At 55.7% G+C, this 13521-nt stretch carries 15 protein-coding genes; 5 read left to right on the top strand and 10 right to left on the bottom strand.

Features of this window, described 5'->3' with window-relative positions:
* Position 1 precedes the first annotated feature (1 nt).
* Genes MOQ06_RS18795 through flgB form a run of 5 tightly spaced genes read right to left on the bottom strand, consistent with a single transcriptional unit; the run spans position 2 to position 3456 of the window.
* On the bottom strand, positions 2 to 733 hold the full coding sequence (locus MOQ06_RS18795) for a flagellar basal body rod protein FlgF (protein WP_242174388.1): 732 nt from the start codon (positions 731 to 733) through the stop codon (positions 2 to 4).
* A gap of 3 nt (positions 734 to 736) precedes the next feature.
* Complete coding sequence (gene flgE / locus MOQ06_RS18790; RefSeq protein ID WP_193355382.1) at positions 737 to 1939, bottom strand: flagellar hook protein FlgE; 1203 nt, start codon at positions 1937 to 1939, stop codon at positions 737 to 739.
* Between the two features lie 34 nt (positions 1940 to 1973).
* Complete coding sequence (gene flgD, locus MOQ06_RS18785) at positions 1974 to 2654, bottom strand: flagellar hook assembly protein FlgD (RefSeq protein ID WP_227009606.1); 681 nt, start codon at positions 2652 to 2654, stop codon at positions 1974 to 1976.
* Positions 2655 to 2656: 2 nt separating this feature from the next.
* The gene (gene flgC, locus MOQ06_RS18780; protein WP_059310347.1) at positions 2657 to 3082 is read right to left on the bottom strand and encodes a flagellar basal body rod protein FlgC; all 426 of its coding nucleotides are present in this window, start codon (positions 3080 to 3082) and stop codon (positions 2657 to 2659) included.
* 23 nt (positions 3083 to 3105) lie between these two features.
* Positions 3106 to 3456, bottom strand: coding sequence for a flagellar basal body rod protein FlgB (flgB, locus tag MOQ06_RS18775; RefSeq protein ID WP_242174386.1), 351 nt, complete (start codon positions 3454 to 3456; stop codon positions 3106 to 3108).
* A 76-nt stretch (positions 3457 to 3532) separates the two neighbouring features.
* On the opposite strand from flgB, the gene flgA reads away from it, so the two are divergent.
* The 5 genes from flgA to MOQ06_RS18750 all read left to right on the top strand — a co-directional run bounded on the left by flgA (position 3533) and on the right by MOQ06_RS18750 (position 8510).
* Complete coding sequence (gene flgA / locus MOQ06_RS18770) at positions 3533 to 4318, top strand: flagellar basal body P-ring formation chaperone FlgA (RefSeq protein ID WP_242174384.1); 786 nt, start codon at positions 3533 to 3535, stop codon at positions 4316 to 4318.
* Positions 4319 to 4449: 131 nt separating this feature from the next.
* Complete coding sequence (gene flgM, locus MOQ06_RS18765; protein WP_148420462.1) at positions 4450 to 4722, top strand: flagellar biosynthesis anti-sigma factor FlgM; 273 nt, start codon at positions 4450 to 4452, stop codon at positions 4720 to 4722.
* 2 nt (positions 4723 to 4724) lie between these two features.
* Complete coding sequence (locus MOQ06_RS18760) at positions 4725 to 5162, top strand: flagellar protein FlgN (protein ID WP_242174383.1); 438 nt, start codon at positions 4725 to 4727, stop codon at positions 5160 to 5162.
* A 43-nt stretch (positions 5163 to 5205) separates the two neighbouring features.
* Entirely contained in the window at positions 5206 to 7683 is a 2478-nt protein-coding gene (locus MOQ06_RS18755; RefSeq protein WP_242174382.1) for a glycosyltransferase, read from the top strand.
* Positions 7680 to 8510 carry an FkbM family methyltransferase gene (locus MOQ06_RS18750; RefSeq protein WP_242174381.1) on the top strand — a complete coding sequence of 277 codons (831 nt, stop codon included), beginning with the start codon at positions 7680 to 7682 and terminating at the stop codon, positions 8508 to 8510. The genes MOQ06_RS18755 and MOQ06_RS18750 overlap by 4 nt, the downstream gene beginning before the upstream one ends.
* A gap of 100 nt (positions 8511 to 8610) precedes the next feature.
* Here the strand turns inward: MOQ06_RS18750 and MOQ06_RS18745 are convergent, their stop codons facing one another.
* From MOQ06_RS18745 to fliH, 5 genes are read right to left on the bottom strand one after another with little or no spacing between them, the layout of a single operon-like run.
* Positions 8611 to 9552, bottom strand: coding sequence for a hypothetical protein (locus tag MOQ06_RS18745; RefSeq protein ID WP_242174380.1), 942 nt, complete (start codon positions 9550 to 9552; stop codon positions 8611 to 8613).
* Positions 9553 to 9579: 27 nt separating this feature from the next.
* On the bottom strand, positions 9580 to 11001 hold the full coding sequence (locus MOQ06_RS18740; protein WP_242174379.1) for a glycosyltransferase family 2 protein: 1422 nt from the start codon (positions 10999 to 11001) through the stop codon (positions 9580 to 9582).
* A gap of 5 nt (positions 11002 to 11006) precedes the next feature.
* A complete protein-coding gene (fliJ, locus tag MOQ06_RS18735) occupies positions 11007 to 11453 on the bottom strand; it encodes a flagellar export protein FliJ (protein WP_242174377.1) in 447 nt (148 codons plus the stop codon).
* 3 nt (positions 11454 to 11456) lie between these two features.
* Positions 11457 to 12776 carry a flagellar protein export ATPase FliI gene (gene fliI / locus MOQ06_RS18730; RefSeq protein WP_193355391.1) on the bottom strand — a complete coding sequence of 440 codons (1320 nt, stop codon included), beginning with the start codon at positions 12774 to 12776 and terminating at the stop codon, positions 11457 to 11459.
* Entirely contained in the window at positions 12763 to 13521 is a 759-nt protein-coding gene (fliH, locus tag MOQ06_RS18725) for a flagellar assembly protein FliH (RefSeq protein ID WP_242174375.1), read from the bottom strand. The genes fliI and fliH overlap by 14 nt, the downstream gene beginning before the upstream one ends.

The raw sequence follows: 13521 nt of genomic DNA, 5'->3' as shown, positions 1-13521 counted from the left end.
GTCAGGTGCCGCGAATCAGGCGGTTACCGGCGTTTGCGAGATCTTCAGCGGCTTTCATCATCTTGATCTGCGCTTCAAACTGGCGATTGAGCGCAATGCTGGAGACCATTTCGTTGATGGCCGACACGTTGGCGGATTCAAGATGTCCGGCGGCCACCTTCACCTCTTCGTCACGCGGATTAAACGCCGCGCTGGTGATCAAGAAACCGGCTTCGTTTTTGCTAAGCTCGCTGGCGGGGATATTCACCAGCTTCACGCGGTCAATATCCATCGGGGCGGCGATGTCGCCGTCCTCCGGCACGATGGTGATTACCCCATCCTCGCCGATTGAGAGGGAGGAGTAAGGCGGCAGCACGATCGGGCCGTTATCGCCCTCCAGCGGCAGGCCGCTGACTGACAGCTCGCCATCAGCGTTGATGTCGATTTGGCCGTTACGCGTATAGACCTCGCGAGTGCCGCTGCGCAGCGTAATCAGGCCGTCGCCCTTCACGGCAATATCCAGGTCACGCCCGGTTTCGCGCATGGCTCCCGGCGTCATATCGACGCCGCCCTGAGTGGGCTGCGCCAGATAACGCGAGGCATAACCCTCGCCGCCGATCTGCTGCGTGAGCGCTTTGTCGAGATCGCTACGAAACCCCTGGGTATTAACGTTCGCCAGGTTATTCGCGTGGATTTCCTGCTGCGTCAGGTTTCGCGAGGCGCCGCTGACGGCGGTGAACAGTAGGCGATCCATCGATTACACCGCCTGGAAGAGCGAGGTCATCATGCTGTCGTTGGTGCTGATCACCTTGGTATTCGCCTGATAGTTTCGCTGGGCGGTCATCAGCCCGACCAGTTCGGCGGTCAGATCGACGTTTGACGACTCCAGCGCCCCGGAAACAACAGAACCCAGCAGGCCGGTACCCGGCGTGCCGGTCAGCGGCGCGCCAGAGCTGGCGGTTTGTGACCAGGTTGTACCGTCCTGCGCGGACAGGCCGTTCGGATTAGCGAAGTTCGCCAGCACCAGCTGCCCCTGCAGCAAACGCTCGCCGTTAGAGAAGGTGGCATAAACGCAGCCGTCCTGATCGATTGCCTGGCCCGTGCGTTCGCCGGAGGCATAGCCGTCGCCTTTGTTTTTGCTGACGGAGAAATCAGAACCATACTGGCTGGTGCCGCCGTAGGTCATGTCAAGCGTAATGGGATTAGCGCCCGCAACATCTGCGGTCAGCGTGACTGCTCCGCTCGGATCGGTAAGCACGCCCTGGCTGTTGAAGGTCAGCTTCTGTACCTGCTCCGTACCGCCGCTGGTCACCGGCGTATCGTCCATGTAGTAGTGCACTTCCCAGGCGTTTTCGCCGGTTTTCACGAAGTACTGGTTCAGGGTGTGCTCACGGCCCAGCGAGTCATAAACCTGAGTGGTGTAGGAGTTGTTATAGGAGGTGTTGTCTTTAGGATTGAATGGCGTAGTGGCCGGAACGTCCGCGCGCGCGTCCATGTTGGCGGTAAAAGCGATACTTTCCGTCGCTTTTGCCGGAATCGAACCGCTGCTGATCGTCAGGTTGCCGATAGTGCCCACCTGGAGCGTACCGCTGGCATCGACAGGATAACCCTGAAGATACATCCCCTTGTTGTTGACAAGATGACCGTTGCTGTCGGTGCCGAAGTAGCCCGCGCGGGTATAGGCGGTAGTACCTGCGCTATCGCGAACCATAAAAAAGCCATTACCGTTGATGGCCAGATCCAGCGCGGTACCGGTGGAAGTAATACTTCCCCCTTTGGTAATGCTCTGGGTAACGGCAGTTACGCCCACGCCCAGCGGCTGGCTTTCCGCGTACAGCGCGGAAAACTCCGCACGCCCGGATTTAAACCCCACGGTACCGGAGTTGGCAATGTTGTTAGAGATAGCACTCAGCTGCTCGGTAATCGCATTCAGACCGGACGTTGCAATACTAAAGCTCATAATCGTTCCTGTTTAATTAATATCCTGATTCACTTCAGGCTTTGTTCCTGGAGGCAGTGCCAAACTGGCTGATGTTGTTGTAGGCGACCTCGCCAAGACCGTCGATATTGAGTACCGTCGGGCTACCGTCGAGAGGAATGCGCACGTTGTTTACCACCCCGCCCATTTCGAGCGGCACTTTCTCTTCACCGGTATCGGTCACCACGCTCAGGGTGTATTTGCCTTCGCTCAGCCCCAGCGCTTCCGGGTCGAAGGTGAAATCCACCTGTCCCGCTTCCTGCTTGCCCAGCTCAATTTTGTGTTCAATGCCGGCGGCATCTTTGGCAATCACCGTCACCACGCCGGCGGCGTGCTCCAGCGTCAGACGTCCGTCAAGCACGCTCTCGCCATCGCTGTTCACCGAATCGGTCTGCACCATCACGTGCTGTCCCACCAGGTTGCCGGTAGTCAGCGTTTGCAGGTTGTCCATCAGCACGGAATTGTTCGCCATCAGCTGCGACATGGTTTCCATTGATTGCACCTGGGTAAGCTGGGCCAGCTGGCTCACGTACTCGGTACCGTCGGTAGGGTTGAGCGGATCCTGGTTCTGGATCTGCGCGACCAGAAGCTGCATAAACATGGTGTTCATGCCGGAAGCGGACTGGTTGCTGGCAATGCCGTCCGTTGTACTGCCGGAACGGCTTTTGGCGTAGGCGCCGTCTACGTTCATATCCATGCTTATGCTTCTCCAAGTCGCAGCAGGCTTTGCTGCATGCTTTTCACACTGTTCAGCACATCCACGTTGGTTTCAAAACCGCGTGATGCCGACATCATATCCGCCATCTCTTCCACCACGTTGACGTCCGGGTAGTAGACATAGCCGTCGGGATTGGCCATCGGGTTGTGCGGTTCATAGCGCTGTACCGCGTTACCGGTCTCAACGACGTCCATCACCTGCACGCGCGCACCGGTTAAGGCCTGATGGTTCATCAACTCGTCATTTTTATACACCGCAGCAAATACCGGACGGCGCGCTTTATAGGTGCCGTCTTCGGTAGCAGAGGCGGTTTCTGCGTTGGCGAGATTACTGGCGATGGTATTAAGACGAACGGTTTGCGCCGTCATCGCCGATCCCGAAACGCGATAAATATCCGAAAAAGCCATATTTCGTGGTTACCTGCGTTGGGTTACTTACCGTCAATGGCCTTTTTAAGGCCAGTGAACTTCATGTTTAAAAAGGCAAGGCTCATCTGATAGTCCTGGGTGTTCTTCGCGAACTCCGCCTGCTCGACGTTCAGTGAAACGGTATTGCCGTCGGAAGACGGTTGGTAAGGCACCCGATACATCTCGTGCGGGGCAGACGAAAAGGAAAAACTCGACCGTGAACGTTGCATCTCGGAGGCAAAATCAATATCTTTAGCCTGGAAGTTAGGGGTATCAACGTTTGCCAGATTGGCTGAAAGCAGCTCTGCTCGGGAAAGTCGAAGTGCTACAGCCTGTGGATGAACGCCCAATGCTTTGTCAAAAGTAATACTCACAATTCACACCCTCGTGATGCTTAAACCTGCATGCTCTGCGTTTTCATAGCAACTTTCATGCCAAGGTTTTAAGATTATGATTTACAATGTTTTTACTCTTTTTTTAAGCGTCAGGGTGAAACGGTATTTCCGCTTTCTGATGGCGTTTTTCCTGCTGTCGTTTTCAGTTATCGCGCTGGCCGATGTCGCCCCTGCCATCAGCGCCCGCAAGCAAGTTTTTGCCACCGTCCAGCACCACGCGTCGGATCTCATTCGCCAGGAGGCAAAGCGCCGTCGCTGGCCTGACTATCAGGCGAAAATGAATCTGTTTATTCCTGGTGAAGTATCACAGTACGCGGCATGCCCTGAAAAACTGGCCGTTTCTCTTCCCGGCGGGGACCGCCTTGACATCAATCGCCTGCGCTTTGACGTGCGCTGCGCGGGCCCCGGAGGCTGGGATATTCCGGTTACCGTAAAGCCAGATATTTACCTGCCGGCAATCGTCGCCAGCGCCACGCTGGAACGCGGTCACGTCATCACTCCCGACAGCATCGCCATTAAAAAGCTCAACGTCAGCAATATGCGCGGTGAATATCTGACCCAGCCAGACGACATCATCGGGATGACCGTCAGGCGCCGCATACGGGATCGGCAGGCAATTACGCTTCAACAGCTGGAAGCGCCGCTGCTGGTAGAGCGCGGCCAGCGCGTGCTGATGATTGCCGGACAAAACGGCGTGGAAGCCAGAACGATGGGTGAGGCCATGAAGAAGGGACGCAAAGGCGAGATCATTAAGGTCAAAAACGAGACCAGCGGACGGATCGTCAGCGCTATTGTTGCCGACGTTGGCGTGGTGAATATGGTGTATGCCAGCGGCAGGTAAAAAACTTACCTCCCTGTTTAAGTTACCGCACGCCATAGCCGCTCTTTACACATAACGGTACAGGAAGCAGGACTTCCGCAGGGCAAGGTTCATACGCAACCAGAACAGACGATAGGTAAAAGGGCAAAGCGATGAAAGTAGCAGCACCGCAGTACAACCTGACCACTGCAATTAATAAAGCCAGCAGCGCGGAACAAACGTGCACCGTGGCGCAGGAGGGTACCCGCGTGATGCGCAGCGCCGCCATCGATCCGGTCCTGGGCGATGCGCAGACGCAGTTAAGCACGCTGCCAGAAGTGGACATGGCGCGTGTCGCCGAAATGAAGGAAGCCATTAGCAGCGGCAAAATCAGCATCAATATTGATTCGCTGGCCGAGGCGATGCAGAAGTATTTCCAGAGGTAATTATGACCAACGCCGCCCAGCGCGTTAAAACCCTGATTCAGGATATGGCGGAAGATCGCAAGCACTACAGCGCCCTGACCGCCCTGCTCGACACACAGCGCCGCCATATTGTCGCCCGCGATAGCGCGGCGCTGGAAACGCTCAACGCGCAGCTGATGGCGATTTACCAGCAGCTATCAAAAAATAGCCAACAGCGCTATAAGCTTTTGAACGAACTGGGCATCACTCCGAATGCCGAAGGCATAAAATCGCTGATCGCCCGCCTGCCCGCCACTCACCGGCCAACCGTTTCAGCCCTCTGGAAAGGTCTCCAGCAGCAGGCTACCGCCTGTCAGCGCGCCAACGACTACAACGGTACGCTGATAAATATGCAGCAGGAGATCCTGGGGAATTTGCTGAACAGCAGCACGCCGGAGAACTGGTTGTATCAGGAGGGGTGAAGCCCCTGCTTTTTTATTTTGCATTTCCCTCTGAGTATTTCGAATGCCAACATCCACCATGCTTCGCCAGTTAGTCGCAGTCCATGCAAAAGCCTTTCATTCATTACTAAAATTCGGCCATCCACCAGCCGAATGCATCGGCGATGTCCGGAAAATTTTAGGTATCCAGCATGTAGATGAATTCGTTGAGCATAACGATTCGCTACTCGCGAAACAGTTTGATTTTCTTCTGGTGCAGGCGGGTAGAGAAAGTCTGGAATTATTAAAGACATGGCTGGACAAGGTGCCCGCGCGCAGCGATTTGCTTCTCTGTGGTGCCAATGAGGATCGGTTTGCCCAGGCCGCTTACTGGCTCGGCCGCAAAGGTTACCGGTGCGTATGTCAGTCCGCGAATGGCAACGATTTCTATTTCACCGTACTGCCAGGTTCACGCCAGCATATTGTGATGACCGCCACTGCCGACAATTACCACTTCGCCAATCCGCTGATCGACCTTGCCCGTCAGGAAGGCCATCTGGTGACGCCGCTATCGCTCAATGGGTTAACCGTGGAAATGCTGCAAGGCTGGCTGCAACACTGCGATGTTGCCTGGTTTGAGTGGGGAGATAGCGCGGCGATAGCCGCCAGCCGCTTGCAAAAAACCTGCCGCATGGTTTGCAGGATCCATCGTTATGAGTTGTACGATAACGCTTTTTTAGACGCCAACTGGCATATTTTTGACGAAGTTATTTTCGTTTCAGAGGCCATGAAAAGGCGATTTGTTACGCTACTGGGCGATAAGCTCCCTCCTACCTTGCTCTTAACGGTCATCGGCAATTTAACCAATCACCAGCCCGTCGCCACGCTGCCGAAGGCCAAACGCGATCCCTTCCAAATTGGCTGCGTTACGCGCTTTGTTGGGGCAAAAAATCTCTTTCAGTTAATTCATGTAATGCAAATGCTGATCAAACGCGATACACGCTATCGCCTTGCGATCGTTGGACGCGTGGAGGATCGCTGTCTCTATGAATCCTTCAAAGAGATCCTGGAACAGACGGGAATGGCCAAATACATCCGGATTGAAAGTCCGCTCCCTGCCAATAAAATGGCGCAATGGTATAGCCGCAAATCGTATCTGCTCTCTACGAGTTACATCGAATCTCAAGGGATGGCGATTTTTGAAGCGATGCTGGCGGGCGTCAAACCCGTTGTCTTTGCGGCAACCGGCGGATTACAAGAATACCTCCCCGCAGAGTGGTGCTTTACAAACCTGGATGAAGCGGTGGAACAGTTACTAACGCCGCCGGCGTCTGCCGATTTTTACGCACAACGGGCGGTGGAGCTGCTCAATCAGCAAAGCGTTGCCAGCGCATATCGACAGCGCTGGACGCCAGACGCGCCAATGTACCGTTTCACCATTATCATTCCATGCTACAACCGGCAGGAAATGATCGTATCGGCAATCGCCTCCGCGCTCAATGTAGACTACCCGCATTTTGACGTCCTGGTCGTCGATGACGGCTCCAGCGATGACACGTTAGCATGTATTGCTGACACTTTTGATGACCCGCGTCTTCGCGCGATCGCGAAAACGCACACTAACGCACCGGATACCCGCAACCTGGGTATACAGCACGCTCAAGGTGAGTTCATCGTCTGGCTGGACAGCGATGATATCCTGCACCGTTCAACGCTGCGCCACTATGACGCGCTGCTCAGACGCTGGCCAACATCCGATATTATTTCCTGTGGTATCAGCCAGTTTGGCAGCACGCAGAAACGCTTTTACCGAAACGAACAGGCATTACCTCCTGCGAATCTGTTATCACAAATTGTATGGGGATGCCCGATTACCAATCCTGGCTGCTGCGTAAGAAAAACGGTCTATGACACCGTTGGCGGCTACGACGAAAATTTTCTGCGCGCGCATGACTACGAATTCTGGTCACGTGCATTAGGCAGCGCAAACGTACTGTTTACGGCCCGGAATAACGTACAGTATCGCCTGCATGGTAATAACCTGACGGGAATGGGTGGACCCGTTGATCAAACCTACGAATATCGCATTTTCACCCGTATTATCGCGCGTTACCCGGTCAGCTTGCTTTTTCCGGGAATATCGTCCGGGCAGGCAAAAAAAATCATCGCCCAACTCCATGAGCAGCGAGAAAAATTGTGTGGGCTGGAAAATCTGGCAATTGTCATTCCCGCAATGGGCGAACAACTGGAAAAACTGGATTCGGCGTTTTTGGCGCTGGGTAAGCAACAGGATCGCGCTTTTACCACCTGGGTGGTCTCCGATCACGACCTCAGCTTCCTCTCAGTGCCGACACTGCGACATGAACGATACGATCCACAAGCGATAGTTCGGGAGCTTACGGCCCAGTGCCCCACATGCTACAGCTATGTCTATGCTTTGCAGCCCGACGAAACGTTAACATCAGATGCGATTAGCCAGCTCAAATTACACATCCTGACAAAGACTCATGCGTTGCCGACAGGGTTTATTTGCCTGCGCACCGCTCCACAGGTATTACTATGAACAAAATAATGGCTTTGCCACTCGCTGAAAAACTCACTCAGCTATTTACGCTGGCCGATGAAGAAAATTTTGATAATTTTTCGTTTACTTTCCTGGAAGAAACAATTTCTGTTTTCCATTTAAAACAAGATTTTATCCCTCAGCAAATCCAGAAGCATCGTAGCTTTTACGAAGCTGAATTTTTGCAAACGCTCAGCTTTTTCTGGGATCGTAAGGGGCTAGTATTTGATATCGGCGCAAATATTGGTAACCACAGCCTGTGGTTTTCCAAAATAATGGGGGCCAGGGTCTGGGCGTTTGAACCGGTTGAAGTCAATGCCCTTATTCACTGCGTAAATATGGAGATGAATCATGTGAAGGATTCTGTTCGTTTGTTCCATATCGCCCTGGATAATCAGGAGGGTGAACTGGCAATAGGAATGACGCAGCAGAAGAATATGGGCACCTGGTCAATCCACGGTGGAGATGAGGATAACTGTATTAAGGTACGCGTTACCCCCCTTGACCGTTTGCTGGAACAGACGCATCCGGAGCAGCCAGTATCGTTGATCAAAATTGATGTTGAGGGTATGGAGCTCAACGTCCTCAAAGGTGCCTGTGAAACGCTACAGCGTTTTCAACCTGTGCTGGCGCTGGAGTGCGCCACGCTGGATGAATTAGGCGAGCTGGAAGCGCTGATCGCCCCCTGGGGTTATTTCCCAATCGAGGTGATGAATTATACGCCCACGTTTATCTGGCTGAATAAATACAACGCTCTGCATATGGAAAAACTCAGCGAGTACGTGCGTCACCAGACTCTTCTGAAACGTCATACCCGCTATGCATGACGTTAGCCCTCAGTTTAAATACTGAGGGCTTCCTGCAATAACGTGCTTATACTGCTCTTCCCTTTTCTTTTTTAGGAAGTAAGAAGAAATGCTGTTTAATTTACAACAGCGACAGCCCGCACAGCAGGCTGTAATCCGCCGTATTTGCCGCGTCGGTCGCAAATGGATTCTCCTGCTGCCAGCCGCGTAGCGCACCGATCAGCAGCGCCGCGTCGTCCTGACCAAACGCGCCCTGCTCGGCGCGCATGGCGCACAGCATTTTGAGATGGAAGAACTGTCGCGCCAGCCCCAGCAGGGCTTCGCCATAGTTGCTGCAGTTCACGCCAGGGAACACATCGTTATACAGCGGATAAATCAATACATTGCGAAGGATGTGTGGCTGCTCGTTAAACAGGTTGATATCCGCCCATACCGCTTCCAGCGTTTGCAGACGTTCCGCCAGGCGCGAAGGCTGCATGATCGACAGCTCGCTCAGCTTCAGCGCCATACCCATCTTCTCCACCATCGGCAGGTTGAGATTAAGGCGCAGGGTGCCCATCTCTTTCAGCGTGGCCACGCGGTTCTCAATAATCGGGGGCAGCATCGCGAATTGCTGCGTTAACACCCCCTGCTCCGCCAGCGCGGACAGCTGTTCTCCCATATTTACCAGCAGTGCCGGGTCGCACTCACCGTTATCCCGATATTGCTGCGCTTTACTGAGCAGCACGCCAATGCTGTACAGACTCACTTCCAGCGCCAGCGCCGGATGAATGGCGAGGTTAACGCACTGCTGATTGAGGGTCTCGCTCCATGGAGAGAGCATCTCTTCGCCCTGCGCTGCCCTCTGCGTGGTATGCAAAATAAACGCGTCCGGATTGAACAGCATCTCTTTGGCCGCCGTTTCACAAACGATATCCAGGCTCTCACGCTGCTGGTTTTTCATCTTCACGCTGATATGCGGCCAGCCCTCATCGCCGTTCCGGCAGGCCGGGCATTCACACGCGGTCTCGCGCGCATCAAAACGTGACACAAATTCAGGTTGGTAGTGTTCAGTCAGTTCCATGTTCGTTCTCTTTCGGGCTGTCGCGGGTTAACGGTGTTTACGGAAGAACCAGTGCGTACAGTCAACAGGCTCGCCGCTTTTGGGGTCCGGGTAGTGTTGCAGGAAGGCGAAGCTTGGGCTGAATCCCAGCCACAGCGCGTTTTTGCTCATTAATACTGCCCAGCAGCGATCGATGCTGACGCTCTGCTCCATCGCCTGACGATAGGCATCCAGCAGCACAGGGTAGTAATCGGCATTCACCGCACAGGCGCACGCGCAGCCCGCATTAAAGATACGCGCCACTCCTTTTAAAGATCGGGTTGGCGTGAAGTTTTCATAACGTCCACCCAGCAGCAGCACCTGCCAGTCCAGCTGGTCCAGGCCATCGAGCAGTTTGTTGACGTTCTGAATCGCATTCTCTTTTCTGACAAAGCGCAGCCCGGCATCCAGCAGCAGCACGTTTTTCCAGCCCTGCTGTTGGGCATGGGACAGCACCTGCATATGGGTTGCCAGTTCGGCGGCCTCCGGCGTTCCCGTCTGCACTTTTGCCACCGGCCAGATTTGTCCGGCTTCCACCCCCAGCGCCAGCAGCGCTTCACATCGCGTCGGCAGCGTTGCTTCCTGCTGCGGGTCATACAGAACGGCGATTTTCTCGAATACCGACCAGTTCACCCGCGTATTGAGCGGCGCGGTGCTAAGCCGGCGGTAGTGCGCCAGCAGGTTGGGATCGCTGACAAAGTCCTCCAGCGTAAGATCGACCGGCGTTGAGCTATCGAGAATGAAATCTTTGTCGTAGGTATTGCTGCTGTGCGAAATACAGAGGATGGTTCGCTTCGGGTCAATCTGCTGCACCGGCGTGGTGAAATTATTCAGGAATCCCACCTCTTCCGCCTGCATCGCTTCATCATCATAACGATGATTTTTCAGGAGGTTACGATGATAGCCGAACGTGCCGTTCAGGGCGTGGCGGGCCCCGAAGGAGTGGGTCAGATAGATTTTATCCAGATGGCTGTACCAGATATAAATTTGGTCGCTGCCGGAAAACAGCGCCCGGTGGGTCTGCATCTGCGCCACCTGATGGGAAATCTTATCCGGCGCATAATAGTCATCATCATCGAAACAGATGATGTATTCACCCTTCGCCAGCGCGTTGAGCCGGTTACGTTTATTGCCCAGCGTCAGCCGCTCCGGGCTGTGGATATACCGTACGTTCGGCTGCGACGGATCGACCATCATATCGATGAGATCGGCGTTGCTGGCCGGCGAATCGTCGAGGATCACCAGTTCGCGCCTGTCCGCCGGGTAGTCCTGGTACTGCCAGATATAGAGCAGATAGGGCAAAAACTCGCGGCGGTTGTAGGTCGGGCAGATAACGCTGACAAACGGCGTCGACCGCGGCTGCGAACGCTGCTGGCGAGCCAGCAGGGCTGAGATCAGGGAAGACTGAGTGTTTTTAGAGGTTGTGGTCATAACATTTATCGTTGGCGAGCGGCGGCCTGCCGTTGGCGCAGCCAGCACTGAACAGAAACAGAATCGGTTACTTTTTGATCGCGTCGGCTTAACGCCATCCGCTGGTCGCTGCGTTTGGCATCCAGCACCATCGCAAGGCTTTTTTCCCGCTTTGCTTCGGCCAGCAGGTTATCCTGAATCTTTGCCGCTTCCAGCGAAGCCAGCGCCTGCTCCTGCTTCTGCCAGTCGATAACCCGCTGAATATTTTGCTTATATTTTGACTGGTTGATCATCAGCACGGCGTTGTTCGCGCTCTGCGTGACGAGGCCTGATGCCAGCGAGGTCAATGCATCAATGTTCTTCTCAAAGCGCTGGCAGAGCTGTTTTTGCGAGGCCAGCTTTACGGTCAGGTCATCAACCGCGCGAGTACGCATCAGCTGTAGCTGTTCCAGTGTCGAAATGAGTTTGCTCATCGGTTATCCTGCCTGCGCCAGCGCACACAAATCCGTTACGGTGGCGTCAATCAACGCCGCGTCGTGCACTTCCTGCTGTAAAAAATGCGTGATGGCCGGAGAAAGGCGTACCGCTTTATCCGCCAGCGGATCGGCCCCCGCGACATAGCCGCCCAGCGGTATCAACGGCTTAATATTCTGGTATTCGGCGTACAGCTGCTTAAGGGTACGCGCGGCGAGCTGGTGCTCACGGGTCGTCACCTGGCTCATGCAGCGGCTGATCGACTGGCCGATGTCGATGGCCGGATAGTGCCCAGCCTCCGCCAGATGGCGCGACAACACGATATGTCCATCAAGCACCGCGCGCGCGCAGTCAACGATGGGATCCTGCTGATCGTCCCCCTCCGCCAGCACGGTATAAATCGCCGTCATCGATCCGTTACTCCCGCTGTTACCGGCGCTTTCGACCAGGCGGGGGATCATGCTGAACGCGGAGGGTGGATACCCTTTCGTTGCGGGCGGCTCGCCGAGCGAGAGGGCTATCTCGCGCTGGGCCATGGCGTAGCGGGTCAGGGAATCTACCAGCAGCAGCACATCTTTGCCCTTGTCGCGATAGTAACTGGCGATGGTATGGCACAGCTCGGTGGCCTTGATGCGCATCAGCGGCGACTCATCCGCCGGTGCGGCGACGATCACCGACTTTGCCAGGCCTTCAGCCTGGAGCGAATTCTCAATAAATTCTTTAACCTCACGTCCACGCTCGCCAATCAGCCCCACGACCACCACTTCGGCCTGGGTATAGCGGGTGATCATCCCCAGCAGGACGCTTTTGCCCACCCCACTGCCCGCCATAAGCCCTACGCGCTGGCCTTTACCAACGGTCAGCAGGCCGTTGATCGCCCGCACGCCCACGTCCAGCGGTGTTTCAACCGGCTGCCGTCGGAGTGGGTGGATCTGCGGCAGTTGCTGTGGCAGCAGCGTGTCACCGGTCAGCTTGCCCTTATCGTCCAGCGGTTCACCGAGGCCGTTAACAACGCGGCCAAGCCACTGGTCACCCACCATCACCCCTTCGCTTTTACCGGCAGGGAAGACGCGCGCCCCGGCAATCAGTCCGGACGGCTGTTTGAACGGCATCAGGTAGGTAACCTCACGGTCAAATCCCACCACCTGGGCTTCCATCATCTCTTGCTCAACGCTTTCTACGTAGCACAGCTGGCCTATCGCCAGTCGACAGCCCACGCACTCCAGCAGAATGCCGTTCACCCGCACCAGACGGCCCGCGACGCGTGCCAGGTCAATCTCCTCGATGGAGCGTAACGCCTGTTCGAAATCAAGGCTGCTCATGGGATGCGTCCGGCAACAGGTTGTCTTTCAGCACCGCCACGCACTGGTCGAGACGATGCTGGCAGCCCACATCCATTTCGGTGGTCTCGGTGATCACGCGGCATTCGCCTGGCTCCAGCGCCGGGTCGGCGGTCAGCCCCCACTCACGCGCTTTTTCCGGCTCCGCTTCGCTGATGCGGCGGAACTCTTCGCTGTTCAGCACCACGCGCATCTGCTCTGGCGGCTGCGGCAGGCTGGTCAGCGCCTCTTCCACCAGCGCTAGCAGCTGGGTCGGGTGCAGCGCCAGCTCGCAGCGGATCACCTGGCGGGTTACTTTCTCCACCAGCTGCATTAACTCTTCACGACGGCGCTGTTCATAGCTTTCGAGGAAACGCTGCACGTCGGCGGTGAGGCGTTCAAACGGCGCCGCCGCCTCCAGAAACTGCTGGCGAGCCTGCTGCTTACCTTCCGCCAGGCCTTTGCGCATCCCTTCGTCGAAGCCGAGGCGCACCCCTTCCTGGTAGCCCTCCTGCTTGCCCTCTTCCATGCCCTGGGCAAAGCCCTGATTCATGCCTTCGCGGAAGCCGGCTTCGCTCTGCCGCTGATGCTCGCCGGGATCCTGCATGACGGACGCCTCGCTCTCGCCGTCCGCGTGCGGCGTCGCCCGGCGTTTGCGCAGCGGGGGGAATTTATGCAGCCGGGGTTTAACCACCGCCTGACGCCGGGAGGTCAGTGCCTCGAGCGCGGGACTCCTTTTCTTGAACAT

The sequence above is a fragment of the Enterobacter sp. I4 genome (genome assembly GCF_022669095.1).
GTDB classification, from domain to species: Bacteria; Pseudomonadota; Gammaproteobacteria; order Enterobacterales; family Enterobacteriaceae; genus Enterobacter; species Enterobacter pasteurii.
Note: the sequence above shows the minus strand (reverse complement) of the source record. Positions and strands in the feature narration are given on the sequence as shown.

What these genes read in the sequence shown, in the direction of transcription:
- fliI (WP_193355391.1), bottom strand. Translation starts at nt 12,776, where the DNA reads ATGAGCAGCCTTGATTTCGAACAGGCGTTACGCTCCATCGAGGAGATT.
- MOQ06_RS18755 (WP_242174382.1), top strand. Translation starts at nt 5,206, where the DNA reads ATGCCAACATCCACCATGCTTCGCCAGTTAGTCGCAGTCCATGCAAAA.
- MOQ06_RS18760 (WP_242174383.1), top strand. Translation starts at nt 4,725, where the DNA reads ATGACCAACGCCGCCCAGCGCGTTAAAACCCTGATTCAGGATATGGCG.
- MOQ06_RS18740 (WP_242174379.1), bottom strand. Translation starts at nt 11,001, where the DNA reads ATGACCACAACCTCTAAAAACACTCAGTCTTCCCTGATCTCAGCCCTG.
- fliJ (WP_242174377.1), bottom strand. Translation starts at nt 11,453, where the DNA reads ATGAGCAAACTCATTTCGACACTGGAACAGCTACAGCTGATGCGTACT.
- flgE (WP_193355382.1), bottom strand. Translation starts at nt 1,939, where the DNA reads ATGAGCTTTAGTATTGCAACGTCCGGTCTGAATGCGATTACCGAGCAG.
- MOQ06_RS18745 (WP_242174380.1), bottom strand. Translation starts at nt 9,552, where the DNA reads ATGGAACTGACTGAACACTACCAACCTGAATTTGTGTCACGTTTTGAT.
- flgD (WP_227009606.1), bottom strand. Translation starts at nt 2,654, where the DNA reads ATGGATATGAACGTAGACGGCGCCTACGCCAAAAGCCGTTCCGGCAGT.
- flgA (WP_242174384.1), top strand. Translation starts at nt 3,533, where the DNA reads ATGATTTACAATGTTTTTACTCTTTTTTTAAGCGTCAGGGTGAAACGG.
- fliH (WP_242174375.1), bottom strand. Translation starts at nt 13,521, where the DNA reads ATGTTCAAGAAAAGGAGTCCCGCGCTCGAGGCACTGACCTCCCGGCGT.
- flgM (WP_148420462.1), top strand. Translation starts at nt 4,450, where the DNA reads ATGAAAGTAGCAGCACCGCAGTACAACCTGACCACTGCAATTAATAAA.
- MOQ06_RS18795 (WP_242174388.1), bottom strand. Translation starts at nt 733, where the DNA reads ATGGATCGCCTACTGTTCACCGCCGTCAGCGGCGCCTCGCGAAACCTG.
- MOQ06_RS18750 (WP_242174381.1), top strand. Translation starts at nt 7,680, where the DNA reads ATGAACAAAATAATGGCTTTGCCACTCGCTGAAAAACTCACTCAGCTA.
- flgC (WP_059310347.1), bottom strand. Translation starts at nt 3,082, where the DNA reads ATGGCTTTTTCGGATATTTATCGCGTTTCGGGATCGGCGATGACGGCG.